Consider the following 25742-nt stretch of genomic DNA (forward strand, 5'->3'; position numbering starts at 1 on the left):
CTTCGACGACCACCCTTTTGCCGTAACGCTTTTCCTGATGTCCCGTTTTCTGACGCCCTGTGCGGTGGACAATAAGGGCATGACTCAGCAGGGGGACACCAACTGGTGGGACAAGCTGTACGACGAGGCGGCGCAGGACACCGCGCCCGCGCCGACGCCGGACAGCCTCGACGAGCGCTACGACTCCGCCGCGGCGACCACGACCGAGCTCGCGGCCCCGCCGCCCGAGCTTCCCGCCCCGCCGGCCGAGCTCCCCGCCCCGCCGCCCGACGCCCCGGCCCCGGACGCCGGGGCGCCGCCTGCCGAGCCGTCCGCCGGGACGCCGACCCCCGCGGCCCCGCTCCCCGCGGCCCCGCCCGTGCAGCTGCCCGCGCCCCGGCCCCGTACCGGACACGTCGGGACCCGGCCGCCCACCTACGAGGCCGAGCCCACCGCGCTGCCCGCCGCCCGCCCCGGCGAGCTCGACGCGCTCGTCGCCGACACCGTTCTCGACGGCGCCCGCTACGGCGCCTACACCCTGCGCGCCGTCTCCGTCCGCGGCGACTCGGCCCGCTACCGCGGCGAACCCCGCCGCGACGCCCTGCTCACCGCCCGCTTCGGGCAGGACGAGGCCGCCCTCGTGTTCGTCGCCGTCGCCGCGGGCCGGCGCGGCTCCGAGCACACCCACCTCGCCGCCGCCGACGCCTGCCGCTGGATCGCCGAGTCCGTCGGCCGCAGTCACGCCCGGCTCTCCGAGGACATCCGGGCCGGCCGCCGCGGCGACCTCAAGTCGGGGCTCCACCGGCTCACCGACCGCACCTACGGCAAGCTGCGCGCCCGCGCCGCCGAACGCGGCCTCGACCCCGAGGAGTACACGGCGGGCCTGCGCTGCCTGCTGCTCTCCGCCGATCCCGACTGCCGCACCCGGGTGTTCTTCGGCGTCGGCACCGGCGGCCTGTTCCGGCTCCGCGACGGCGCCTGGCAGGACATCGAACCGCTCCTGCCCGACCCTGCGACCACGGTCGGCGGCCCCGTGGTCGGCTTCGGCTCGCCGCCCCGCGCCCGGTCCGCGACGACGCCCGACCCGGCCGACCTCCCCGAGGCGGGCGAGGACGGCGACCGGCTCACCATGCGGCTCGGCGTCGCCGACCCGCCCGGCCGGCCCTTCATCGAGGACGCCCTGCCCCCGCCCGCCGAGCCGTTCCGCTTCCGCGCCTCCGTGGCCCGCCCCGGTGACACCCTGCTCCTCGCCTCGCACGGCCTCGCCGAGCCCATGCGCGGCGAACCGTCCCTCGCCCGCGAGCTCGCCGCCCGCTGGGCCGGCGCCGAACCGCCGGGCCTCGCCGCCTTCCTCGCCGACACCCAGCTACGGGTGACCGGTTACGCCGACGACCGTACGGGTGTGGCTGTCTGGGAGGCCTAACCCAAGGGGCACAACCCCGTCGCTCATGGGTTGATGGACCCATGGCCAAACAGAACGTCGCAGAACAGTTCGTCGACATCCTCGTCCGCGCGGGCGTCCAGCGCCTCTACGGAGTGGTCGGCGACAGCCTGAACCCCGTCGTCGACGCCATCCGGCGCAACTCGGCCATCGACTGGGTGCAGGTGCGGCACGAGGAGGTCGCGGCCTTCGCCGCCGGCGCCGAGGCCCAGGTCACCGGCCGGCTCGCGGCCTGCGCCGGTTCCTGCGGCCCGGGCAACCTCCACCTGATCAACGGCCTGTACGACGCCCACCGCTCCATGGCCCCGGTCCTGGCCCTCGCCTCCCACATCCCGTCCGGCGAGATCGGCCTCGGCTACTTCCAGGAGACCCACCCCGACCAGCTGTTCCGCGAGTGCAGCCACTACTGCGAGCTGATCTCGAACCCGCGCCAGATGCCGCGGCTGCTGCAGACCGCGATCCAGCACGCCGTCGGCCAGGGCGGCGTCAGCGTCGTCTCGCTGCCCGGCGATCTCGCCGACCGGCCCGCGCCCGAGAAGGCGGTCGAGACCGCGCTCGTCACCTCCCGGCCCACCGTCCGGCCGGGCGACGCCGAGATCGACGCGCTCGTGCGGATGATCGACTCGGCCGACCGGGTGACGCTGTTCTGCGGCAGCGGCACCGCGGGCGCGCATCCCGAGGTCATGCAGTTCGCCGAACGGGTGAAGTCGCCCGTCGGGCACGCGCTGCGCGGCAAGGAGTGGATCCAGTACGACAACCCGTTCGACGTCGGCATGAGCGGACTCCTCGGCTACGGCGCCGCCTACGAGGCCACCCACGAGTGCGAGCTGCTCATCCTGCTCGGCACCGACTTCCCGTACAACGCCTTCCTGCCCGACGACGTGAAGATCGTCCAGATCGACGTACGCCCCGAGCGGCTCGGCCGGCGTTCCCGGCTCGACCTCGCCGTCTGGGGCGACGTCCGGGAGACGCTGCGCTGCGTCATCCCGCGGGTCCGGGCCAAGACCGACCGGCGTTTCCTCGACAAGATGCTGAAGAAGCACGCCGACGCCCTGGAGGGCGTGGTCAAGGCGTACACCCGCAAGGTCGAGAAGCACACGCCGATCCATCCCGAGTACGTCGCGTCCGTCCTCGACGAACTCGCCGACGACGACGCCGTCTTCACCGTCGACACCGGCATGTGCAACGTCTGGGCCGCCCGCTACCTCACGCCCAACGGGCGCCGCCGGATCATCGGCTCCTTCAGCCACGGCTCCATGGCGAACGCGCTGCCGCAGGCCATCGGCGCCCAGTTCACCGACCGCCGCCGTCAGGTCGTGTCGATGTCCGGCGACGGCGGGTTCAGCATGCTCATGGGCGACTTCCTCACCCTGGTCCAGTACGACCTGCCGGTGAAGGTGATCGTCTTCGACAACTCCTCGCTCGGCATGGTCGAGCTGGAGATGCTGGTCGCCGGGCTCCCCTCGTACGGAACCGCCTACAAGAACCCCGACTTCGCCGCCATCGCCCGCGCCGCCGGCGCCTACGGCGTCCGCGTGGAGAAGCCCAAGCACCTCGCCGGCGCCCTCAAGGACGCCTTCAGGCACAAGGGTCCGGCGCTCGTGGACGTCGTCACCGACCCCAACGCGCTGTCCATCCCGCCGAAGATCAGCGCCGAGATGGTCACCGGCTTCGCCCTCTCCGCCAGCAAGATCGTGCTTGACGGCGGAGTCGGCCGGATGCTCCAGATGGCTCGCTCCAACCTGCGGAACGTGCCCCGCCCCTGACAGTCCGTGAGGTCTGCCCGGAGTGCTCGTGAATGCGGGCCGGGCGCCTGGGCATGCATCCCCGTGAGCCTGTTCGATCCGACGACGGGGTGGGGGTTATGGCCGGGGAGGCGAAGCAGCGGACTCGACTGCTCAGAAGGGTGGGGACCGCGGATCTCACCGCGGTGCCCGAGGTACGGCACGCGTTACGCGAGATGCTGGGGACGTGGGGCGGACCGGGCGCCTCCGACGTCGCCGAACTCCTCACCAGCGAGCTGGTGACCAACGCGCTGATCCACACGGACCACGGGGCGGTCGTCACCGCCACCGTCGTCCCCGAGCACCTGAGGGTCGAGGTCAGGGACTTCGTGTCCGAGATGGTCCGGCCGCGCGTACCGAACGCCGACGACGGTACGCACGGCCGGGGACTCGTCCTCGTCCAGGCCCTCGCCGACTCCTGGGGAGTGGAGGACCGCGGCGTGGGCAAGGTCGTCTGGTTCGAACTGGCCGGCGGGGCCGCCTAAGGGTTGTTCCCCAGGCGGCCCCGCCGGCCGTTCGGAGCCGGGACTCAGCCGAACTGCTGCTCCAGGTCGGCGAGTTTACGCTCCAGGGAGTCGAGGCGCGGCAGCGTCTGGGTGTCGTCCTCGGCGGTCAGGTCGACCGTCCGGGGCTCACCGCCACGCGGCTCAGCGCCTCTGACGGCCTGCAGGGAGGGCCGGTGTCGAAGCGGCAGCTGTCCTGGGTCCGCTATGGCGGGCTCCGCGACGGCGGCCTGCACCGTGCCCGTCGCGGAGCCCGCACCGGTGGCGGCGCCCAGCGCCGCCACGTCGACCTGCCGGCCGGCACCGCGCCCGAACGCACGGTGCTGGCGGTTTATCGCCTTGAGCCGTGCCCGGTCCAGCTTGGCCTGCTCGCGCCGGCGGATCCGGTTCTGCACCTTCTCCCGCCGGTCCTCGCGCACCTCGTCGACCGCCTCGTCCAGGGTCCGTACGCCCTCCAGGAGCATCAGCGACCAGGCGCCGAAGGTCTCCCGGGGTGCCCGCAGCCAGCGGACCATGCGGATCTGCGGCAGCGGCCGCGGGATCAGGCCCTGCTCGCGCAGCGCGGCCCGCCTGGTCTGCTTCAGCGCCCGGTCGAACAGGACCGCCGCCGACAGGGACATGCCCGCGAAGAACTGCGGGGCGCCCGCGTGGCCCATGCCCCGCGGCGCGTGCACCCAGTTGAACCAGGCCGCCGCGCCCGCGAACGTCCACACCAGGAGGCGTGAGCCGAGGGCCGCGTCGCCGTGGCTCGCCTCGCGGACGGCCAGCACCGAACAGAACATCGCGGCGCCGTCGAGGCCGAACGGGACCAGGTACTCCCAGCCCCCGGAGAGGTTGAGGTTCTGCCGGCCGAAGCCGACGAGCCCGTGGAAGGAGAGCGCCGCCGCGACCGCGGCGCAGCAGAAGAGCAGGACGTAGGAGGCGGTGCCGTAGACGGCCTCCTTGCGTCTGCGGCGTTCCTCGCTGCGCTCCCAGGAGTCCTCGGCCGCGGCCTGGTCACCGGCGCGCTTCCCGCGCGCGAGCACCGCCACCGCCGTCAGGACCCCCGCCACCATCACGCCGCCCGGAAGCAGCCAGTCCAGCGATATGTCGGTCAGTCTCATGCGGTGTCCCTTTGCCTCGCAGTAGGGCGATTCGGCCGCCCATACTGGCCGACCCGGCGCGGCGGGTACGGGGTTTCGGAACAAGAGCACGCCATCGGGGCCGTACGGCATACGAATAGGTGTGATCTGGTCGAACTTCCGCGCGAGAGGCGCGAGTTGCGTTCGATTCGCACCACCCGTCCGGGTGGCGTAACGGCGGAAGACGGTCAGACGGTGGCGGCGAGGCGGCGGACCCGCTCGGGGTCGGCGGTGCGCGGACAGGTGAGGCACGTGTCCTCGGGCCGCAGGGTGTAGAAGAAGCAGCACGAGACCCGGTCGCGCGTGACGCGGGCCGTTCCGCACGCCTCCGCCGAGTCCGGGAGCTCCCGGAAGCCCGCGGCGCCCGCGTACGGCTTCGTCGTCCCCGGCATCAGGCGCTCCAGCTCCGCGAGCGCCCGGCCCTCCTCGCCGAGCAGCTCCGCGATGTACCAGAGCCCCTCGACGATCTCGTCCGTCACCATGCCCCACAGGGCCCGCCTGCCGCGCCGCATCCGGGGCCCGAAGCCGGCCAGGACCTGCTCGAAGTGCTCGGCGAGGGCGTCCCGCACCTCGGCCCGCAGCGCTTCCTCGTCCGCCACCACGCGGGCGCCGGGCAGTGTCGCCGCCGGGTCCCCTGGCAGGCAGGCGAACTCCTCGATCCGCACCGCGACCCGGCCGAGGGCCCGCTGGAAGGCCACGTTGCGCGCGGGCAGCCGGGGCACCCGCCGGTGCAGGAACCAGGGCAGCGTCACCAGCAGGCACGTCGGCCAGGCGTACCGGTGCAGCGCGAAGCTCGCCACCACGTCGGGGCGGGCCGTCCGCCCGTAGTCACGCCGCACCTGTGCGTCGTCCCAGGAGAGAAAGGCGTCCAGGCCGTCCCCGCCGGCGCCCAGCTCGTCCGATGCCACCCAGCCCGTCCCGCGCGGCAGCCGCTCGTCCCCGGCCAGTTCGTCGACGCGCAGTCCGGGGAACACCTCGGCGAGCCGGGCGTAGGCGGCCGCGACGGGCGAGGCGGGAGGCGACGGCAGCAAAGCGGGCAGGGCCATGCGGGACCACCGAATCACGATCGTTAGCAGGTTAGCCTTACCTTACCCGATCGTTGTGGTGTTTGAACTGCGACGCCGTCCGCCTATCGTGCACGGGGGACCCCGGCGCCGCGAGCCGGGCCCGGCACGAAGGCGCAGGAGGACCCGGGTGGAGCAGGGCAGCACGCGCGGGCGGACGGCGGACCGGTCCGCCCCGGCGGCGTACGGCGAGGCAGCGGCGCACGGCGAGGCGGCGGCGTACGGCGAGGCGGGGGCCGGCACCCGGGACCGGACCGCACGCGTCCCCGAGCAGGCCCGCGGGGAACACACCCACGGAGAACCCCCGGCCGCCGGCCTCGCCGAGCCCCGCACCGTCCGCCGCCACTCCGTCCGCGGCCAGATCCTCCAGGCCCTGCGCACCGCCCTGGTCAGCGGCGAGCTCGTCCCCGGCGAGGTCTACTCCGCCCCCGCCCTCGGCGAACGCTTCGGCGTCTCCGCCACCCCCGTCCGCGAGGCCATGCAGCAGCTCGCCACCGAAGGCGCCGTCGAGGTCGTGCCCAACCGCGGTTTCCGCGTCAGCGAACGCACCCCCCGCGAACTCGCCGAACTCGCCGAGGTCCGCGCCCTCATCGAGGTCCCCGTCATGCTCCGCCTCGCCCGCACCGTCCCCGCCGAGACCTGGGCCGGACTCCGGCCGCTCGCCGAGGCCACCTCCACCGCCGCCGCCCGCGGCGACCGCGCGCACTACGCCGAGGCCGACCGCGCCTTCCACCGCGCCGTCCTCGCCCTCGCCGGCAACGAGCAGCTCCTCCTCGTCGCCGACGACCTGCACCGGCGCTCCCAGTGGCCCCTCGTCAGCGCCCCCGCCACCCGCCACGGCGAACTCGTCGCCGACGCCGCCGAACACACCGCCCTGCTCGACGCGCTGATCGCCCAGGATCTCCCCGTCGTTTCCTCACTCGTACGGGAGCACTTCACCGGGGCGCAGGACTGACGACTAAGGTCGACAGCGTCAGCCCGTACTCCTTCCAGACCGCGCCGACCGAGAGGTGCCCATGCCGTCCGTCCGCGCGGAGCGCCCCGGGGCCGCGGCCCTGCTCGGCTGGCTCACCGACCCCGAAGCCCCCCGCCTCTGCCTCGTCACCGGCGCCCCCGGGCTGCTCGACTGGCTCGCCGCCCACGGGCCCCGCGCCGCCGGGCGGCGCCGTACCGCCCGGGCGCTCGTCCCGCTGGCCGGCCGCACCGCCCTCGGCACCGCCTGGGCCGTCGCCGACCACCTCGGCGTCGTCGCCGGCTCGGCGGACGACCTCGTCCGGGCCCTGGCCACCAGCGAGACCGGCCGCGCCGCCCGCACCGTGCTGCTCCTGCCGGCCCTCCACGCCGCCGCCGAACCCGAGGCGGTCGCCGCGCTGATCGCCGACCTCGCCCGACTCGGCCGGGTACGGCTCGTGGTCGAGGCGAGCCCGGGAACACCGGGATACGCCCTCCTCGCCGAAGGGCGCAGCACCGTGGTGGACGGCGACCAGCCCGCTTCCGACGGCCCGGCCGGCCCGTCCCGCACCCCCGGCCCGTCCGGCGCCCCCGACCTCTCCGACCCCGCCGCCGTCTGCGCCGCCGATCCCGTCGCCGTCACCACCGGCTACGTCAGCGACCCCGTCGACGACCACGGCGGTCTGCGCACCGCCTGGCTGCGCGCCGGGCAGGCCCTGTGCGCGGTCCGCGGCCCCGCCGACCGGGCCCTCGGGCTGCTCGCCGTCCTCGGCGACGGCGCCGACCCCCGGCTGCGGCCCGCGCTCCGGGACCTCGCCGCCTCCGCGCCCTGGCGGGTGCGGTGGACCCGGGTCGCCGGGGACGTCGCGCCGCCCTGGCCCGGACCGGTCGCCGCACTCGCCGCCCAGGGCGGGACGCTGCTCGCCGCGGACCTGGGCGGCACCGTACGGCTGCTCGCCGCGGACGACGCCCGGCCGCTCGGGCAGCTCGACCACCCGGTCACCGGACCGGTCAGGGCCCTCGCGCCCGCGCCGGACGGGACCGTGCTGCTGCTCGACGAGCGGGGCCGGCTGCACACCGTACGGGGCCGGCAGCCGCGGCCGCCGTACCTCCAGCGCCTCACCGAAGCGGTCTCCGCCACCCTCACCCGGCATCCCGGCACCGCCCTCGCCGCCATCGCGGGGTCGGTCGTGGTCGGCGACCGGCTGGGCTCCGTCCACGCCTTCGGCCTCACCGGCCTCCACCAGGCGGCCCTGCACAGCGGCCGGGTCACGGCGGTGGCCGCCGTCGAGTCGGCGACGCCGTTCGTGTGCAGCGGCGGCACCGACGGAGCCGTGCGCCGGTGGACGCCCGGCAAGGACCCCGACCCGGAGCCCCTGACGGAACGCCGCTCGCCGGTGGTCTCCCTGGCCGCCACCGAGACCCCGCACGGGCCGGTCCTGGCGGCGGCCTGGGCGGACGGGACGGTGGAACTCCACCGGATCGAGCAGCACGCCCGTCTGACCTTCCGCCCGGGGCCCCCGGTCCGCGCGGTGGCGGTCACGGAGGACGGCGCGCTGCTGCTCGGCCTGGACGAGGCGGTGCTCCGGCTGGAGCGCGCGCGTGAGGCGCGCGACGGCGGGAGCGGTCCCGCGCACCCTCCACCGGCCTGAGACCTCAGACGGCCGGACGCGGCGTCAACTGCGCGGCCAGCCAGGTCGGTACGCCGCCCAGCAGGCGGAAAAGCCGGCCCGCCTCCGCCCGGAGCCGGCCCGCCTCCGGTTCCGTCTCCGCCTCGGCGAGCGAGGCGAGCGCGGGCACGGTGCCCACCAGGTAGCCCAACTCCTCGCGGATCCGCAGCGATTCGGCGAAGCCGTGCCGTGCCTCCGCCAACTCGCCCTCGCGCAGGGCGAGTCCGGCGAGATGGCGCCAGGTCGAGGACAGCAGCAGCGCGTCGTCGTGGGCGGTCGCCCCGGCGTGGGCGCGGCGGTAGGCGGCGCGGGCGGCCTCCGGGGAGTCGCCGAGGTTCTGCGCGAGCAGCCCGCGGCGATAGTCCAGGAGTGCGCGGCCCGGCGTCTCGGGGCCGATCAGCGCCGCCGCGCGGCCGAGCGCCGCGCGGGCCTCGTCGGCGCGGTCGCGGACGCCCAGGAGGGTGGAGGCGTAGGCGAGATGGCCGCGTTCGCAGGCGGCGGCCCCGCGCTCCTCGTCGGTCTGGGCGACCGCCTCGGCCGCCCGCAGCGCCTCCTCGGCCTCGGCCCAGCCCTGTTCGGTGTAGAGGCAGCGCTCGATCAGCAGGGCCGCCCGTTCCAGGGCCGCCGCCGGTTCGGACGCGCGCGGTGCGAGGAGTTCGGCGGCATCCGTCCAGCAGCCGCGGGAGCGGAGCCTCCAGATCGCGGTCTCCAGTGGGGTGCCCCGGCCGTACGCCACATCGCCCTCCCCGAGCGCGCCATCGAGCTGTGAGTAGGACGGCATCTCAGCACGAAGTCCGGGGACCGGCCAAGGGGTCGGGTGAAAGTTTTCACAAAGCGGGAAGGGCCGGAAACGCCGGGGACTCGCGGGGGAGTACGGCGACGGGGCGGCAGTCGCCTGCCGCCCCGTCAGTCCGCCTGGTCACCCGATGAGATGAATCCGGTCAGCGGAGGATCGTCTTCACCCGTTCAGCTCATCCGGAGCGCCAGGAAGAAGTCGAGCTTGTCCTCCAGGCGGGACAGGTCCCGGCCGGTGAGCTGCTCGATCCGGCCCACCCGGTAGCGCAGCGTGTTCACGTGCAGGTGGAGGCGGGTCGCGCAGCGGGTCCAGGAGCCGTCGCAGTCGAGGAAGGCCTCCAGCGTCGGGATGAGCTCCGCGCGGTGCCGGCGGTCGTAGTCCCGCAGCGGGTCCAGGAGGCGGGCCGTGAAGGCGCGCCGCACGTCGTCCGGGACGAAGGGCAGCAGCAGCACGTGCGAGGCGAGCTCGTGGTGGCCGGCGGCGCAGACGCGGCCGGGGCGGGCCGCGGCGACCCGGCGGGCGTGCCGGGCCTCCTCCAGGGCGCCGCGCAGCCCCTCGGCGGAGTGCACGGCGGCGCTGACGCCGAGGGTGAGCCGGCCGTCGTCGGCGAGCCCGGCGGAGAGCGGCGTGCGGACGGCGGAGAGCAGGGCGTCGGCGTGCAGGCCGAGCGCCACGGGCGGCATGTCGTCCTCGCTGTCGGGCAGCGGCGTGGCGGCGAGCGGGACGAGCGCGATGGCCTCGTCGCCGCTGTGGGCGACGGCGATCCGGTCGGCCGAGTCGGCGCCGGAGGCCGTCGGGTCGACCAGGATCTCCTCCAGGAGGGCCTGGGCGACGGGGCCGCTGTCGACGGCGCCCTGCCCGGGCTCCTGCTCCCACTCGACGCGGGCGACCACGACCTGCCAGTGCGGGGCGGTGCCGAGTCCGGGCAGCAGCACGGGCGCGGCGACCCGGAGGCGGGCGGCGATCTCGGCGGGCGCGGCACCCGTCTGGACCAGTTCCAGGACCTCCTGGGCGAGCCGGCGGCGCACGGTCCGCGCGGCGTCGCGGCGGTCCCGCTCGACGGCGATCAGCTGGGTGACGCCCTGGAGCAGGTCGAGCCGGGCGGCCGGCCAGTCGCCCGCGTCGGCCTCGACGGCGAGCAGCCAGTCGGAGAGCACGGTCTCGCGCACGTCGCGGGACGGGGGCGGGGTGCCGCGGCCGGTGTTGCGGATCGGGAACAGCGAGTACGTCGTTCCGGCGACGCCGATCCGGTGCGGGCCGCGCCGCCCGGTGCGGGTCGCGGCCAGGTGCTCACCGGCGAGAGAGGCGGCGAGACCGGGCTCCAGGGGCTCTCCGGCGCCGGCGATCTGGCGGCCGGTGGGGGACAGCACCCAGGCCCGGAGGTCCAGGTCGGAGCCGAGGAGATCGAGCACGACCTCGGGTCCGCCGCCGGCCGGTCCCGAGGTCATCAGACGCCTGTGGCGGTCCACGACGGCGGCCAGGTCGCCGGCCCGCTCACCGGAGACCTGTCGAACAACGTGCTCGGTGATCGTCGCGAACGCAACGGATTCGTTGACTGCGAACAGCGGCAGCCGATGGCGAGAACACGCCTGTACGAGGTCGTCCGGAATGTCGCCGAGCTCGGCCTCGCCGACGGCCAGGGCGGCCACGCCGGTGCTCGCGAGGATCCGGACGAAGGGCTCGGCGTCGCCCGGCTCGTGCAGCCAGGCGAGGCCGGTGAGCACCAGCTCCCCGCCGGACAGGTAGCGGCTGGGGTCCTTGAGGTCCGTCGTCATCACGCCGCGGACGGTGCGGTCCAGCTCGTCGTCGCCGCCGAGCAGGCGCAGCCCGAGCGCGTCGTTCTCCAGCAGTGCGCGCAGCCGCATGATGTCGCCGCCGTTCCTTGTTGGGGGTGGAGTGGGTGTCTCGTTGTCGTCGATGGCGTGGTGCCACCGTTTCCGGGGGGAAACGGAGAGGTTGCTGTTCTCCGCCTTTCGTTCGAATCTACAAGACGACCATGGCAGCCAGCCAACTCCTTCATGGTTTCGGTGGCTGCACACGGGCGGGCGGGGCTTGTGTACTAGGCCACACACACCGCGTTAACAGCACATGAAGAGATCGTCCGTCGAGGGCCGGCCGTCCCCCATGGCCCGTACGAACGACCCCCGATCACCCGAAGCACAAGAAGAGAGCCACCATGGACTTCCTTCGCCCCGCCAGCTGGGAGGAGGCGCTCGCCGCCAAGGCCGAGCACCCCACGGCCGTGCCCATCGCAGGCGGTACCGACATCATGGTCGAGATCAACTTCGACCACCGGCGTCCCGAGTACCTCCTGGACCTGAACCGTATCGAGCTGCTGCGCGAGTGGGAGGTCGGCGAGGAGAACGTCCGGCTCGGCGCCTCGGTCCCGTACACCCAGATCATGGAGAACCTCCGCGAGGAGCTCCCCGGTCTGGCCCTCGCCTCGCACACGGTCGCCTCCCCGCAGATCCGTAACCGCGGCGGCGTCGGCGGCAACCTGGGCACCGCCTCCCCGGCCGGTGACGCCCACCCCGCGCTGCTCGCGGCGGGCGCCGAGGTCGAGGTCGAGTCGGTGCGCGGCACCCGGTTCATCCCGATCGACGAGTTCTACAAGGGCGTGAAGCGCAACGCGCTCGAACCCGACGAGCTCATCAAGACCGTCCACGTGAAGAAGGCGGACGGCCCCCAGCAGTACTCCAAGGTCGGCACCCGCAACGCGATGGTCATCGCCGTCTGCGCCTTCGGCCTGGCCCTCCACCCGGAGACCCGGACCGTACGGACCGGCATCGGCTCCGCCGCCCCCACGCCCGTGCGGGCCACGGCGGCCGAGGAGTTCCTGAACGCGGCCCTCGAGGAGGGCGGCTTCTGGGACAACGGCAAGATCATCACTCCCTCGATCGCCAAGCAGTTCGCGGACCTCGCGTCCGGGGCCTGCAACCCGATCGACGACGTACGAGGCACCGCCAAGTACCGCCGGCACGCCGTGGGCATCATGGCCCGCCGCACGCTCGGCTGGACCTGGGAGCAGTACCGCGCCGGCAACGGGCGCACCCTTGAAGGAGCTGCATAACCATGCGCGTGAATTTCACGGTCAACGGTCGTCCGCAGGAAGCCGACGACGTCTGGGAGGGTGAGTCCCTCCTCTACGTTCTGCGTGAGCGCCTGGGCCTGCCCGGCTCCAAGAACGCCTGTGAGCAGGGCGAGTGCGGTTCCTGCACGGTCCGCCTCGACGGCGTGCCGGTGTGTTCCTGCCTGGTCGCCGCCGGCCAGGTCGAGGGCCGCGAGGTCGTCACCGTCGAGGGCCTCGCGGAGTACGCCAGGGAGCGTCAGGAGCACGGTCACGGCGGCGGCTGCGCCTCCGGTGCCTGCGGCACCTCGCTCGACGAGGCCAAGCGCTGGGAGGCCAAGCCGCAGGACTCGCAGACCGGCGAGGGCGTCGAACTCAGCCCGATCCAGCAGGCGTTCATCGACGCGGGCGCCGTGCAGTGCGGCTTCTGCACCCCCGGTCTGCTCGTCGCGGCCGACGAGATGCTGGAGCGCAACCCGTCCCCGACGGACGCGGACATCCGCGAGGCGCTCTCCGGCAACCTCTGCCGCTGCACCGGTTACGAGAAGATCCTCGACGCGGTCCGCCTGGCGGCCGCTCGCCAGGAGCGCCAGGGAGAGGCGGTCTGACGATGGCTCAGAACACACGTACCGTACCGGCGGGCACGCCCACCGAGGTCACCCAGAAGCACAACCAGGGCGGCGTCGGCGAGTCCACCCTCCGCCCGGACGGCACCCTCAAGGTCACCGGCGAGTTCGCCTACTCCTCGGACATGTGGCACGAGGAGATGCTGTGGGGCCAGACCCTGCGGTCCACGGTCGCGCACGCCGAGATCGTGTCCATCGACACCTCCGAGGCCCTGGCCATGTCGGGCGTCTACGCCGTCCTGACGGCGGACGACCTGCCGGCCGCGAAGAACTACGGCCTGGAGTTCCGCGACACCCCGGTGCTCGCGTACGGCAAGGTCCGTCACCACGGTGAGCCGGTCGCCCTCGTGGCCGCCGACCACCCGGAGACCGCCCGCCGCGCCGCCGCGAAGATCAAGGTCGAGTACAAGGAGCTGCCCCTCATCACCGATGAGGCCTCGGCGACCGCTCCCGACGCCGTGCTCGTCCACGAGAACCGCGAGGACAGGCACGCCAAGCACGTCCCGCACCCGAACATCGTGCACCGCCAGCCGATCATCCGCGGCAACGCCGACGAGGCCGCCAAGCGCGCCGACGTCATCGTCAGGGGCGAGTACACCTTCGGCATGCAGGACCAGGCCTTCCTCGGCCCGGAGTCCGGCCTCGCGGTGCCCGCCGAGGACGGCGGCATCGACCTGTACGTGGCCACCCAGTGGCTGCACGCGGACCGCGAGCAGATCGCGCCCTGCCTCGGCCTGCCCGAGGACAAGGTCCGCATGACCATGGCCGGCGTCGGCGGCGCCTTCGGCGGCCGCGAGGACATCTCGATGCAGATCCTCGCCTCCGTGCTCGCCCTGCGCACCGGCAAGCCGGTCAAGATGGTCTACAACCGCTACGAGTCCTTCTTCGGGCACGTCCACCGGCACCCGGCGAAGCTCTACTACGAGCACGGCGCCACCAAGGACGGCAAGCTCACGCACATGAAGTGCAAGATCGTCCTGGACGGCGGCGCCTACGCCTCGTCCACGGTCTCGGTCGTCGGCAACGCCTCGTCCCTCTCGGTCGGGCCGTACGTCATCGACGACGTCGAGATCGAGGCGATCGGCCTCTTCACCAACAACCCGCCCTGCGGCGCCATGCGCGGCTTCGGCGCGGTCCAGGCCTGCTTCGCCTACGAGGCGCAGATGGACAAGCTGGCGGCCAAGCTGGGCATGGACCCGGTCGAGTTCCGCCAGATCAACGCCATGGAGCAGGGCACGCTCATGCCGACCGGCCAGGTCGTGGACTCGCCGGCCCCGGTCGCCGAGCTGCTGCGCCGGGTCAAGGCCCGCCCCATGCCGCCGGAGCGCCAGTGGGAGACCGCCGGCGAGGGCGCGGACGTCCGCGCGCTGCCGGGCGGCCTGTCCAACACCACGCACGGCGAGGGCGTCGTCCGCGGCGTCGGCTACGCGGTCGGCATCAAGAACGTCGGCTTCTCCGAGGGCTTCGACGACTACTCGACCGCCCGGATCCGCATGGAGGTCATCAACGGCGAGGCCGTCGCCACGGTGCACACCGCCGCGGCGGAGGTCGGCCAGGGCGGTGTCACCATCCACGCCCAGATCGCCCGCACGGAACTGGGCGTCACCCAGGTGACCATCCACCCGGCCGACACCCAGGTCGGCTCGGCCGGTTCGACCTCCGCGGGCCGCCAGACGTACATGACCGGCGGCGCCATCAAGAACTCCTGCGAGCTCGTCCGCGAGAAGGTCCTGGAGATCGGCCGGCGCAAGTTCGGCTCGTACCACCCGGCGTGGGCCACCGCGGAACTGCTCCTGCAGGACGGCAAGGTCGTCACCGACGGCGGCGAGGTCCTCGCGAGCATCGTGGACGTCCTCGAGGACGAGGCGGTGGAGATCGAGGAGCAGTGGCGGCACCGCCCCACGGAGGCCTTCGACCTCGTCACCGGCCAGGGCAACGGTCACGTGCAGTACGCCTTCGCCGCGCACCGCGCGGTGGTGGAGGTCGACACCGAGCTCGGCCTGGTCAAGGTCATCGAACTGGCCTGTGCCCAGGACGTCGGCAAGGCGGTCAACCCGCTCTCCGTCATCGGCCAGATCCAGGGTGGCACCACCCAGGGCCTGGGCGTGGCGGTGATGGAGGAGATCATCGTCGACCCGAAGACCGCGAAGGTGCGCAACCCCTCCTTCACGGACTACCTGATCCCGACCATCCTCGACACGCCGACCATCCCGGTCGACTACCTCGAGCTGGCCGACCCCAACGCGCCGTACGGCGTGCGGGGCATCGGTGAGGCCCCGACCCTGTCGTCGACCCCGGCCGTCCTCGCGGCGATCCGGAACGCGACGGGCCTGGAGCTCACCAAGACGCCGGTCCGCCCCGAGCACCTGACCGGCACCCTGTAAGACCTCTCCGGACGGTGCGTGCCTCCCAGGAACGTCACACTTCCCCTCCCGCCCGCACCGTCCGGGAACCCCCCACCGCAGTACGGCAGTACGGCAGTACCGCAGTGAACAGCAGTAGCCGCAGTACCGATTCACCCGTTCGTCTCGGGCCGTCCCCCGGGTCGTGCAGCCAACTTGATATCCCAAATCCCGCAATCCCCAACGCTTTCTGCGGGTGCCCCTTTGAACCTTGGGAGTAGGCCCCATGACCCAGTCGTCAGTGGAGCCCAAGACCACGGCCGAGGACGCGGGCAACGGCTCGCGCAACCCCGCCGGCAGGTCTTGGCTCGACCGGTACTTTCACATCTCGGAGAGAGGATCCACCGTCGCGACGGAGATCCGCGGCGGCGTCACCACCTTCATGGCGATGGCGTACATTCTCCTGCTCAACCCCCTGATCCTCTCCGGCAAGGATGTCGACGGCAACGTCCTCAGCCAGCCCGCGCTGATCACCGCCACGGCGCTGGCCGCGGCCGCCACGACCCTCCTCATGGGTTTCTGGGGCAAGGTCCCCCTGGCCCTCGCCGCGGGACTCAGCGTCTCCGGCGTGATGGCCTCGCAGGTCGTCCCCGTCATGACCTGGCCGCAGGCCATGGGCATGTCGATCGCGTACGGAGCCGTGATCTGTCTCCTGGTGGTCACCGGCCTCCGCGAGATGATCATGAACGCGATACCGCTCGCGCTCAAGCACGCCATCACCATCGGCATCGGTCTCTTCATCGCCATCATCGGCTTCGTGAAGGCCGGCTTCGTCCACGAGAACCCCGCGCCCGGCGGCGGCCCCGTCTCGCTCGGCCCGGCCGGTGAGCTCATGGGCTGGCCCGTCCTGATCTTCGCCTTCACCCTGCTGCTGATCTTCGCGCTGCAGGCCCGCAACATCCCCGGCGCCATCCTCATCGGCATCGTCGTCGGCACGGTCGTCGCGGTCGTCCTCAACGCGATCGCCGACATCCCCGGCAAGGCCTGGTTCTCCGGCCCGCCGGAGCTGGACGGCAGCGCGGTCTCCACGCCGGACTTCTCGCTCCTCGGCCAGGTGTCCTTCAGCGGCTGGGGCGACGTCGGCTACCTCACGATCACCATGATCGTCTTCACCCTGGTGCTGGCCGGCTTCTTCGACGCCATGGCGACCATCCTGGGCGTCGGCACCGAGGCCAAGCTCGCCGACGACAAGGGCCGGATGCCCGGCCTGTCCAAGGCCCTGTTCATCGACGGTGCCGGCGGCATCCTCGGCGGTGCGGGCGGCGCGTCCGGTCAGACGGTCTTCGTCGAGTCCGCCACCGGCGTCGGCGAGGGCGCCCGCACCGGTCTGGCCTCCGTGGTCACCGGCGGGTTCTTCGCCCTGGCCCTCTTCTTCACGCCGCTCACCGCGATCGTGCCGCAGGAGGTCGCCGCCGCGGCCCTGGTCGTCATCGGCTCGATGATGATGCAGAACGCCAAGCACGTGGACTGGAGCGACCGCTCCGTCGCGATCCCGGTGTTCCTCACCGTGGTCCTGATGCCCTTCACGTACACCATCACCACCGGTGTCGCGGCCGGCGTCATCTCCTACGCGGTGATCAAGTCCGCGCAGGGCAAGGCGAGGGAGGTCGGCGGCTTCATGTGGGCGCTGACCGGCGTCTTCGTCGTCTACTTCGCGATCCATCCGATCGAGAGCTGGCTGGGCGTCGGCTGACGCCCGTAACGTCGCCCTCCACCTCAGACACCCAAGGAGTTCGCCATGCTGGACATCGCCGAAGAGCTGCACCGGTGGGTCGAGCAGGGACGCGATTTCGCCGTCGCCACCGTCGTGGCCGTCGGCGGCAGCGCGCCCCGGCAGCCGGGAGCCGCACTGGCCGTCGACAGCGACGGCACGGCGATCGGGTCCGTCTCCGGCGGATGTGTGGAGGGCGCCGTCTACGAACTCTGCCGGCAGGCCCTCGAGGACGGCGCGACCGTCCTGGAGAGCTTCGGCTACAGCGACGAGGACGCCTTCGCGGTCGGACTGACCTGCGGCGGCATCATCGACATCCTCGTCACCCCGGTCCGCGGCGGGGTCTTCCCCGCCGCGCTGGCCGCCGCCGTCTCCGGCGAGGCGGCCGCCCTCGCCCGGATCGTCACCGGCCCGGAGGACCTGTTGGGGCAGGCCCTCCTGGTCCGCCCCGACGGCTCGTACGAGGGTGGCCTCGGCGGCCACCCCGAGCTGGACCGCACCGCCGCCTGCGAGGCCCGCGCCATGCTGGACGCCGGACGGACCGGCACCGTCGAGATCGGTGCCGACGGCAGCCGCTGCGGGCAGCCGGTCACCCTCCTCGTCGAGTCCTCCGTGCCCGCCCCGCGCATGATCGTCTTCGGTGCCATCGACTTCGCGTCCGCGCTCGTCCGGGTCGGCAAGTTCCTCGGCTACCACGTCACCGTCTGCGACGCCCGCCCGGTCTTCGCGACGAAGCTCCGCTTCCCCGACGCCGACGAGATCGTCGTCGAATGGCCCCACCGCTACCTGGAGTCCACGGAGGTGGACGGCCGCACGGTGCTGTGCGTCCTCACCCACGACGCCAAGTTCGACGTGCCGCTGCTCGAGATCGCCCTCAGACTTCCCGTCGCGTACGTCGGCGCGATGGGCTCCCGCCGCACCCACGAGGACCGCAACAAGCGGCTGCGCGAGGTCGGCGTCACCGAACTCGAACTCGCCCGGCTGCGTTCCCCGATCGGCCTCGACCTCGGCGCGCGTACGCCCGAGGAGACCGCCCTGTCCATCGGCGCCGAGATCGTCGCCAACCGGCGCGGCGGCAGCGGCGTCTCCCTGACGGGTGCGCACACCCCGATCCACCACGACGTCCCGCGCGAACCGGCCGGCCGCATCGGCTCGGTCGCCTGATCCGACGACCCGCGGACGGTCGGAAGGGCACCCCGGACATCCGGGGTGCCCTTCCGGCGTTCCGTCGCCGGATCGGCCTGCTCCGGACCGGGCCTGCTCCGGGCCGCGCCCAGGCCCGGTCCCGGGACGGGGCCGAGGCGGGCTCAGGCCGGCTCAGGCCTTCTGCAGGCCGTGCAGGAGCAGTTCCGCGAGCTGTTCGTACGCGGCGGCGTCGGCCAGGCCGGTCGCCGCGGCCACCTGGCGCTGCTGGATGCGGACCATCACGGAGGCGATCACGTCGGCGGCGAAGGCGACGTGCACCTCGCGGAAGACGCCGGCCGTCACGCCCTCCTCGATCAGCTGCTGCACCCGGCCGGCGGCGGCCCGGGTGTTGCGCTCGTAGACCTCGGCGGCCGGCTCGAACGCGGCCACGTCGTCGAAGAACTGCGGCGAGACCGGCGCGAGCTCGGCGGAGACGGCGCGCAGATAGGCGGCGAGCCGCTCGGCGGGCCCCGTCGCGGCGGCGAGCACCGCCTCGACACGGGCGGTGGCGCGCCGGAAGAAGTGCACCACGGCCGCTCTGACCAGCTGTTCCTTGCTGCCCGCGAGGCCGTAGAGGGTGCGCTTGGAGCAGCGCAGCCGGGCCGCCAGGTCGTCGAGGGTGAGCTGGGCGAAGCCCTCGCCGACCAGGAGCGCCACGAGCTCCTCGAAGAGTTCGGAGCGCCTGGCTGCGCCGCGGCCCGTCAGGCGGGGTGTGGCGACGGAGGTCTCGATCACCCGAACAGTATGCCGGGTGAACCCGTTCGGGGGCTTGTGTGTTCACCCTCCTGCGCTACGCTAACCGGTACTGCCGTACCCCTCGCAGTACCGTTTCGCAGATCTGCGGATTCGCAGCATCGTCTGTGTCTGGAGTCGCCATGGATGTCGACCGCCTGCTTCCCACCCCCGAGGCAGCGGACCTCATCGCCCTCACGCGGGAGATCGCCGACAAGGAGCTCGCCTCCCGCGTCGACGAGCACGAGGCCGCCGAGAGCTATCCGGAAGGTCTGTTCGCGACCCTCGGGGAGGCCGGGCTGCTCGGCCTCGCGTACCCGGAGGAGTTCGGCGGCGGAGGCCAGCCCTACGAGGTCTACCTCCAGGTCCTCGAGGAGCTCGCCGCCCGCTGGGCCGCCGTCGCGGTCGCCACGAGCGTCCACACCCTCGCCTGCCACCCGCTGCACTCCTTCGGCACCGCGGAGCAGAAGGAGCGCTGGCTGCCGGCCATGCTGGAGGGCCGGCTCATCGGCGGGTACAGCCTCTCCGAGCCGCAGGCCGGCTCCGACGCCGCCGCGCTCGCCTGCAAGGCCGAGCTCACGGAGGACGGCGCCGCCTACCGCGTCACCGGCAACAAGGCCTGGATCACCCACGGCGGCAAGGCCGGCTTCTACGCCCTGTTCGCCCGCACCGCGCCCGGCAACCACGGCATCTCCTGCTTCCTCGCGCCCGGCGCCACCGAGGGCCTGAGCTTCGGCAAGCCGGAGCGCAAGATGGGCCTCCAGGCCGTGCCCACCACCTCGGCCCACTGGGACGGCGCCCTCGTCGAGGCCGACCGCCGCATCGGCGAGGAGGGCCAGGGCCTCCAGATCGCCTTCAGCGCCCTGGACTGCGGCCGCCTCGGCATCGCCGCCTGCGCGACCGGCCTCGCCCAGGCCGCGCTGAACGCCGCCGTGGCGTACGCCAACGAGCGCACCACCTTCGGCCGGAAGATCATCGACCACCAGGGCCTCGGCTTCCTGCTCGCCGACATGGCCGCGGCCGTCGACGCGGCCCGCGCCACCTACCTCGACGCGGCCCGCCGCCGCGACCTCGGCCGCCCCTTCAGCCGCCAGGCCAGCGCGGCGAAGCTGATCGCCACCGACACCGCCATGAAGGTCACGACGGACGCGGTCCAGGTCCTCGGCGGCTACGGCTACACGCGTGACTTCCCGGTCGAGCGCTACATGCGCGAGGCCAAGATCATGCAGATCTTCGAGGGCACCAACCAGATCCAGCGGCTCGTCATCAGCCGCCAGCTGTCGGCCGCGGGGAAGTAGCGCCCGACGGGCGCGGCCGGGGAACCGGAGATCATCCGTGGGATGTCCCGTGAGACAGAGCGCATGACGACGGGGATCGGAGGAAGGACGCCGAAGTGGACGCGATCGCGGACGCGGGGACGGTCTGGGGGCCGATGGAGCGGGTCGACGGCCGGTGGGTGCTCGGCGACGCCCGCAAGCCGGACGGCTCGTGGGTGGAGCTCAGGCCGGACGGCCTGTTCCGGCACGCGCCCGCCGTGGAGGACGAGCTGGTCCCCTGGGCCAGGATCATGATCGGCCCGAGGCTGTACATCGGCCGGGGCCTCCCCAGGGAGGGCAACGTCACCCTCGACGGTCTGCTCAACGGGGTCCCGCCCTTCAAGGGGCGGGGACGCGGCCATCTGGACATGACGCTGCGCCACCCCTACGAGGACCACCGGCTCACCTTCCACCTGCACGCCCGCGGGTACTCGACGGCCGAGGTCACGCTCCTGGACCTGCTGTTCACGACGGCCGTCGCCGACGGCAGGGCGGCCCGGCTGGGTGACGCCGACTGGCTGGGCCGGGTGGTGGCCCGTCTGCCGCGGCCCGCGCCGTGGGAGGAGCGGAGGATGCGGGAGGCGGTGACAGCGGCCCTCGGGACCGAGTAGCGGTCGTACGGGCGCTCGCCCCGTACCCGGCACGGTTCCGGTTGCCGGGATGGTGCGGCGGGCGTACGCCGGAAGAGGGGTCCCGATCCGACGTTTCCGGAGAGGAGTCCCGACATGCTCGGCGATCTGATCGGTGAGGAACAGGGCCAGAGGACAGCATTCCGGGTGGTGTCGGTCGACGGCGGACACCCGCATGTGGAGGTGTCCTTCGCGTCGACCGGCACGCTGCTGGGCGTGGCGGTCGAGGACATGGGCACCTACGACGCGGTGATGCAGGCGGACGGCACGGTCTTCGGGGACGGCCAGGGCTGCAGCATGACCCAGGACGGCGACATCGTCACCTGGCACGGCACCGGCATCGGCCGCCCGAACGGATCCGGTGGGTTCAGCTACCGGGGCTCGATCTTCTGGGAGAGCGCCTCGGCGAAGTTCAGCCAGCTCAACGGGACCGCGGGCGTGTTCGAGTACGAGGAGGACAAGGACGGCAGGAACACGGCCAAGGTCTGGGAATGGAAGTAGGGCGCGCACAGCGCGCGAGCACCGCACACGCACGGCGGCCCGGAGGCGGGCCGCCGGTTCGTACGAGGAGATTCATGGACATCGCAGGATCCGCCGCTCTCGTCACCGGCGCCGCCTCGGGGCTCGGCGCCGCCACCGCGGCCGCGCTCGCCGCCCGCGGCGCCACCGTCTACGGCCTGGACCTCGACAAGGCCGTGGCCGGGGCCGAGGCGCCCGCCGAGGGGGTCACGCTGCTCGCGGCGGACGTCACCGACGAGGAGCAGGTCCGGGCGGCGCTCGCGCGGATCGAGGAGGACGGGGCCGAGCTGCGGCTCGCCGTCAACTGCGCGGGCATCGCCCCCTCCGCGCGGATCCTGGGCCGCAAGGGCCCGCACGACCTGGAGCTGTTCCGGACGGTCCTCGACGTCAACCTGCTCGGCACCTTCAACGTGATGCGGCTCGCCGCCGAGGCCATCGCGAAGCGCGAGGCCGACGAGCACGGCCAGCGCGGACTCGTCGTCAACACCGCCTCGATCGCCGCGTTCGAGGGGCAGGTCGGCCAGATCGCGTACGCCGCCTCCAAGGCCGGCGTCGCCGGTATGACCGTCACCGCGGCCCGTGACCTCGCCCAGTACGGCATCCGGGTGGTCACCATCGCCCCGGGCATCGTCGACACCCCGATGATGGCCGGGTTCTCCGAGGACGTGCGCGCCGGGCTCGCGGCGAGCGTCACCTTCCCGCAGCGGCTGGCCCGCCCCGAGGAGTACGCCCGCCTCGTCACCATGATCGCCGAGCACGACTACCTCAACGGCGAGACCATCCGGATGGACGGCGCGCTGCGGATGGCGGCCCGCTGACCGGCTGACCTGCTGTTTGGCACCAAGTGCCGCCGCGAGAGGGATCCGAGTGCTAGTTTCGGGGGCATGAGCACCAGCCCGGCCACCCCCGCCAAGCCCTCCATGCGCGACTCCCTCGTCGCGGCGGCCTTCGCGCTCTTCCTGGAGCGCGGCTACGAGCAGACGACGGTCGACGACATCGTCCGCACGGCCGGGGTCGGCCGGAGGTCCTTCTTCCGGTACTTCCCGTCCAAGGAGGACGTGGTCTTCCCCGACCACGAGCAGAGCCTCGCCGACATGACCGAGTTCCTCGCGGCGAGCGCGGACACCGACGACCCGCTGGTGCGCGTCTGCGACGCCACCCGGCTCGTCATGCGCATGTACGCGGAGAACCCGACCTTCTCCGTCCAGCGCTACCGGCTCACCCGTGAGGTGACGGGACTGCGCACCTACGAGCTCTCCGTCGTCTGGCGGTACGAGAAGATCATCGGCGACTACCTGCGCACCCGCTTCGCCGACCGCCGCGACGGCACCCTGCGGGCCAACGTGGTCGCCGCGGCCGTCGTCGCCGCCCACAACCACGCGCTGCGCCACTGGCTGCGCTCCGGCGGCCAGGGCGACCCCCTGGCGGAGGTCGACCGGGCCCTGGAGTTCGTCCGGGAGACCTGGAGCTCCGACGCCCCGTCGCCCGTGGAGGACGACGAGGACGTGGTCGTGGTGATCACCAAGCGCTCCACCCCGATGTGGCGCGTGGTGCGCGAGGTGGAGTCGAGCCTGGGCGAGGGCTGAGCGGCGCAAGGGACACAGAGGGATCTCAGTATCGTCAATTGAGGGAACTCAGGTCTTTATTTGCTGGCACTCAGTGCCATATCTTTGCTCCATGCACGGTTGAGCCGCCGAGTGCAAGGAGAAGTCATCGTGTTCCACACGGGATCCACGGGCCTGCGGAACGGCACCGCCGCCCTCCTGGCCGACGAGTCGGCCGCCGAGCCCGAGCTCTACTTCCAGCGCTGCCGCTGGTGCCACACCACGACCTTCCAGCGCCTGCTCTGCCCCACCTGCGGGTCGACCGACCTGGCGCCCGAACTCAGCGCCGGCGAGGGCGTGATCTCCGTGCGCCGCGCCTTCACCGCGGCCCAGGCGGACCTCTGGCCGGTGCACATGGCCGAGGGCTTCGTCGTGCGCTGCCGGGTCGACGGCCCGCCGCACGCGGTGCGCCCCGGCGTCCGTGTCCGGCTCCTCCACGACGGTTCGGGCCCGGGCCGCAGGCCGGTCGTGCGGCTCTGCGAGGAGGTCGCGCTCGACGGCTGGTTCTGAGCGCTCCGTACCAAGAGAGAAGGGGCTGGTGGCACAGAGTGCCACCAGCCCCTTCTTCATGCCGGCCGGATCAGCGGGCGCCGATCTCGTCCGTCAGCTGCGGCAGCACCTCGAAGAGGTCGCCGACCACGCCGTAGTCGACCAGGTCGAAGATCGGGGCCTCCGGGTCCTTGTTGACCGCCACGATCGTCTTCGAGGTCTGCATGCCGGCCCGGTGCTGGATCGCGCCGGAGATGCCCGCCGCGATGTACAGCTGCGGCGAGACCTGCTTGCCGGTCTGGCCCACCTGGTTGGAGTGCGGGTACCAGCCCGCGTCCACCGCGGCGCGCGAGGCGCCGACCGCCGCGCCGAGCGAGTCGGCCAGCTTCTCGACGACCTCGAAGCCCTCGGCCGCGCCGACACCGCGGCCACCGGAGACCACGATCGCCGACTCGGTCAGCTCCGGACGGCCGGTGGAGACCCGCGGGGTGCGCGAGACGACCTTGGCCGCGTTGCCCGAGAAGGCGACGGTGACGTTCTCCACCGCGCCCGCGGCCGGAGCCGCCTCCGGGGCCGCGGAGTTCGGCTTGACGGTGATGACCGGAACGCCGTGCGAGACGGTGGACTTCACCTGGTACGAGGCGGCGAACACCGACTGGGTGGCGACCGGGCCGTTCTCGCCGGCCTCCAGCTCCACCGCGTCCGTGATCAGACCGGAGCCGAGGCGCAGCGCCACGCGAGCCGCGACCTCCTTGCCCTCGCCCGAGGAGGTCACCAGGACGGCGCGGACGGCCTTGTCCCTGGCGATCTGGGTGAGCGCGTCGACCTTCGGCACGACGAGCTGCTCGGCGAACTCGGCGCCGTCCGCCACGTACACGGTCGCCGCGCCGTACTCGCCGGCCTTCGCCGCGATCGAGGCCGCGGCCTCGCCGGCGCCGAGGACGACCGCCGAGGGCTCGCCGAGGCGGCGGGCCAGCGTGAGCAGTTCGAGGGCCGGCTTGCGGACCGCACCGTCGGCGTGGTCCACGAGAACCAGGATCTCAGCCATGATTCCTTGCTCCTGAGGGATGGTGACGGTGGGTCAGATGAACTTCTGCTCGGACAGGAACGCGGCGAGCTGCTTGCCGCCGTCACTCTCGTCCGTGACGATCGTGCCCTGCGTACGGGCCGGGCGCGCCGCGACCGACTCGACCAGGGTCCAGGAGCCGCCGAGGCCGACCTCGTCGGCGTCGATGCCGAGGTCGTCCAGGTCCAGCTCCTCGACCGGCTTCTTCTTCGCGGCCATGATCCCCTTGAAGGAGGGGTAACGGGCCTCGCCCGACTGGTCGGTGACCGAGACGACGGCCGGCAGCGGGGCCTCCAGCTGCTCGCTCGCGGCGTCGCCGTCACGACGGCCCTTCACGACGCCGTCCTCGACCGACACCTCGGACAGCAGGGTCACCTGGGGCAGGTTCAGGCGCTCGGCGAGCAGCGCCGGCAGCACGCCCATGGTGCCGTCCGTCGACGCCATGCCGCAGACGACCAGGTCGAAGCCGGTCTTCTCCAGGGCCTTCGCGAGGATCGCGGAGGTGCCGATGACGTCGGTGCCGTGGATGTCCTCGTCGTTGACGTGCACGGCCTTGTCGGCGCCCATCGACAGCGCCTTGCGCAGCGCGTCCTTGGCGTCGTCCGGGCCGACCGTGATGACGGTGACCTCGGCGTCGTCCGCCTCTTCGGAGATCCGCAGGGCCTGCTCGACGGCGTACTCGTCCAGCTCCGACAGGAGGCCGTCGACGGCCTCGCGGTCGGTGGTCAGGTCGTCGGCGAAACCGCGGTCGCCGGTCGCGTCGGGAACGTACTTCACACAGACAGCGATCTTCAGGGTCACGGCCTGTCTCCTTCCAAGTGTCAGACGATTACGGGAGGTTGCGGGCCATGACGATGCGCTGGACCTGGTTGGTGCCTTCGTAGATCTGGGTGATCTTGGCGTCGCGCATCATGCGCTCGACGGGGTAGTCGCGGGTGTAGCCGTAGCCGCCGAGGAGCTGGACGGCGTCGGTGGTGACCTCCATGGCGACGTCGGAGGCGAAGCACTTGGCGGCGGCGCCGAAGAAGGTGAGGTCGCCGTCGAGGCGCTCGGACTTGGCGGCGGCGGCGTAGGTGAGCTGGCGGGC

At 72.8% G+C, this 25742-nt stretch carries 24 protein-coding genes; 16 read left to right on the forward strand and 8 right to left on the reverse strand.

The genetic code is table 11. The features are described from left to right. The first annotated feature begins 79 nt into the window (after positions 1-79). The 3 genes from ACFVGS_RS29710 (at position 80) to ACFVGS_RS29720 (ending at position 3689) form a co-directional block, all read left to right on the forward strand. Entirely contained in the window at positions 80-1402 is a 1323-nt protein-coding gene (locus ACFVGS_RS29710) for a protein phosphatase 2C domain-containing protein (protein ID WP_384417198.1), read from the forward strand. A 41-nt stretch (positions 1403-1443) separates the two neighbouring features. Next, positions 1444-3186: a pyruvate dehydrogenase gene (locus ACFVGS_RS29715; RefSeq protein WP_384417201.1), complete on the forward strand. Its 1743-nt coding sequence runs from the start codon at positions 1444-1446 to the stop codon at positions 3184-3186. Between the two features lie 98 nt (positions 3187-3284). Beyond that, positions 3285-3689: an ATP-binding protein gene (locus ACFVGS_RS29720; RefSeq protein WP_384417203.1), complete on the forward strand. Its 405-nt coding sequence runs from the start codon at positions 3285-3287 to the stop codon at positions 3687-3689. Between the two features lie 44 nt (positions 3690-3733). On the opposite strand, the gene ACFVGS_RS29725 is transcribed toward ACFVGS_RS29720, so the two are convergent. Both ACFVGS_RS29725 and ACFVGS_RS29730 read right to left on the reverse strand, forming a co-directional pair. Then, on the reverse strand, positions 3734-4810 hold the full coding sequence (locus tag ACFVGS_RS29725; RefSeq protein WP_384417206.1) for a DUF2637 domain-containing protein: 1077 nt from the start codon (positions 4808-4810) through the stop codon (positions 3734-3736). A 206-nt stretch (positions 4811-5016) separates the two neighbouring features. Beyond that, positions 5017-5874 carry a (2Fe-2S)-binding protein gene (locus tag ACFVGS_RS29730; protein ID WP_385694736.1) on the reverse strand — a complete coding sequence of 286 codons (858 nt, stop codon included), beginning with the start codon at positions 5872-5874 and terminating at the stop codon, positions 5017-5019. A gap of 148 nt (positions 5875-6022) precedes the next feature. On the opposite strand from ACFVGS_RS29730, the gene ACFVGS_RS29735 reads away from it, so the two are divergent. After that, positions 6023-6847: a GntR family transcriptional regulator gene (locus ACFVGS_RS29735; protein WP_385694738.1), complete on the forward strand. Its 825-nt coding sequence runs from the start codon at positions 6023-6025 to the stop codon at positions 6845-6847. Between the two features lie 61 nt (positions 6848-6908). Continuing rightward, positions 6909-8495, forward strand: coding sequence for a WD40 repeat domain-containing protein (locus tag ACFVGS_RS29740; RefSeq protein WP_385694741.1), 1587 nt, complete (start codon positions 6909-6911; stop codon positions 8493-8495). Positions 8496-8499: 4 nt separating this feature from the next. Here ACFVGS_RS29740 and ACFVGS_RS29745 read toward each other — a convergent pair whose 3' ends face one another. Continuing rightward, entirely contained in the window at positions 8500-9294 is a 795-nt protein-coding gene (locus ACFVGS_RS29745) for a hypothetical protein (protein ID WP_384417218.1), read from the reverse strand. Between the two features lie 185 nt (positions 9295-9479). After that, the gene (locus tag ACFVGS_RS29750) at positions 9480-11174 is read right to left on the reverse strand and encodes a PucR family transcriptional regulator (RefSeq protein ID WP_384417221.1); all 1695 of its coding nucleotides are present in this window, start codon (positions 11172-11174) and stop codon (positions 9480-9482) included. 311 nt (positions 11175-11485) lie between these two features. Here ACFVGS_RS29750 and ACFVGS_RS29755 point away from each other — a divergent pair, with 311 nt between their 5' ends. From ACFVGS_RS29755 to ACFVGS_RS29775, 5 genes are all read left to right on the forward strand, one after another. Then, on the forward strand, positions 11486-12379 hold the full coding sequence (locus ACFVGS_RS29755) for an FAD binding domain-containing protein (RefSeq protein ID WP_384417224.1): 894 nt from the start codon (positions 11486-11488) through the stop codon (positions 12377-12379). A gap of 2 nt (positions 12380-12381) precedes the next feature. Beyond that, positions 12382-12984: a (2Fe-2S)-binding protein gene (locus tag ACFVGS_RS29760; RefSeq protein ID WP_384417226.1), complete on the forward strand. Its 603-nt coding sequence runs from the start codon at positions 12382-12384 to the stop codon at positions 12982-12984. A gap of 2 nt (positions 12985-12986) precedes the next feature. After that, positions 12987-15386, forward strand: coding sequence for a xanthine dehydrogenase family protein molybdopterin-binding subunit (locus tag ACFVGS_RS29765; RefSeq protein ID WP_384417229.1), 2400 nt, complete (start codon positions 12987-12989; stop codon positions 15384-15386). A 244-nt stretch (positions 15387-15630) separates the two neighbouring features. Next, positions 15631-17097: an NCS2 family permease gene (locus ACFVGS_RS29770; protein WP_384417231.1), complete on the forward strand. Its 1467-nt coding sequence runs from the start codon at positions 15631-15633 to the stop codon at positions 17095-17097. A gap of 45 nt (positions 17098-17142) precedes the next feature. After that, positions 17143-18279, forward strand: coding sequence for an XdhC family protein (locus ACFVGS_RS29775; protein WP_385694746.1), 1137 nt, complete (start codon positions 17143-17145; stop codon positions 18277-18279). 153 nt (positions 18280-18432) lie between these two features. On the opposite strand, the gene ACFVGS_RS29780 is transcribed toward ACFVGS_RS29775, so the two are convergent. Continuing rightward, positions 18433-19035 (reverse strand): TetR/AcrR family transcriptional regulator, encoded by a 603-nt coding sequence (locus ACFVGS_RS29780; protein WP_384417237.1) that lies wholly within the window; start codon positions 19033-19035, stop codon positions 18433-18435. Between the two features lie 140 nt (positions 19036-19175). Here ACFVGS_RS29780 and ACFVGS_RS29785 point away from each other — a divergent pair, with 140 nt between their 5' ends. From ACFVGS_RS29785 to ACFVGS_RS29810, 6 genes are all read left to right on the forward strand, one after another. Further along, positions 19176-20330 carry an acyl-CoA dehydrogenase family protein gene (locus tag ACFVGS_RS29785; RefSeq protein ID WP_384417240.1) on the forward strand — a complete coding sequence of 385 codons (1155 nt, stop codon included), beginning with the start codon at positions 19176-19178 and terminating at the stop codon, positions 20328-20330. 95 nt (positions 20331-20425) lie between these two features. Continuing rightward, the gene (locus ACFVGS_RS29790; RefSeq protein WP_384417242.1) at positions 20426-20959 is read left to right on the forward strand and encodes a hypothetical protein; all 534 of its coding nucleotides are present in this window, start codon (positions 20426-20428) and stop codon (positions 20957-20959) included. A 114-nt stretch (positions 20960-21073) separates the two neighbouring features. Continuing rightward, the gene (locus tag ACFVGS_RS29795; protein ID WP_384417245.1) at positions 21074-21478 is read left to right on the forward strand and encodes a hypothetical protein; all 405 of its coding nucleotides are present in this window, start codon (positions 21074-21076) and stop codon (positions 21476-21478) included. 74 nt (positions 21479-21552) lie between these two features. Then, positions 21553-22314, forward strand: a complete 762-nt coding sequence (locus tag ACFVGS_RS29800) for an SDR family NAD(P)-dependent oxidoreductase (RefSeq protein ID WP_384417248.1) — start codon at positions 21553-21555, stop codon at positions 22312-22314. Between the two features lie 66 nt (positions 22315-22380). Further along, complete coding sequence (locus ACFVGS_RS29805) at positions 22381-23082, forward strand: TetR/AcrR family transcriptional regulator (protein WP_384417251.1); 702 nt, start codon at positions 22381-22383, stop codon at positions 23080-23082. A gap of 129 nt (positions 23083-23211) precedes the next feature. Continuing rightward, a complete protein-coding gene (locus tag ACFVGS_RS29810; RefSeq protein ID WP_384417254.1) occupies positions 23212-23610 on the forward strand; it encodes a Zn-ribbon domain-containing OB-fold protein in 399 nt (132 codons plus the stop codon). A 70-nt stretch (positions 23611-23680) separates the two neighbouring features. Here the strand turns inward: ACFVGS_RS29810 and ACFVGS_RS29815 are convergent, their stop codons facing one another. The 3 genes from ACFVGS_RS29815 to ACFVGS_RS29825 form a co-directional block, all read right to left on the reverse strand. Then, positions 23681-24637 (reverse strand): electron transfer flavoprotein subunit alpha/FixB family protein, encoded by a 957-nt coding sequence (locus ACFVGS_RS29815; RefSeq protein WP_385694753.1) that lies wholly within the window; start codon positions 24635-24637, stop codon positions 23681-23683. A 33-nt stretch (positions 24638-24670) separates the two neighbouring features. Next, complete coding sequence (locus tag ACFVGS_RS29820) at positions 24671-25456, reverse strand: electron transfer flavoprotein subunit beta/FixA family protein (RefSeq protein WP_385694755.1); 786 nt, start codon at positions 25454-25456, stop codon at positions 24671-24673. 28 nt (positions 25457-25484) lie between these two features. Further along, a partial coding sequence (locus ACFVGS_RS29825; protein ID WP_385694758.1) for an acyl-CoA dehydrogenase family protein occupies positions 25485-25742 on the reverse strand: 258 nt, incomplete at its 5' end.

The sequence above is a fragment of the Streptomyces sp. NPDC127114 genome, from assembly GCF_042677525.1.
Taxonomy (GTDB): Bacteria; Actinomycetota; Actinomycetes; order Streptomycetales; family Streptomycetaceae; genus Streptomyces.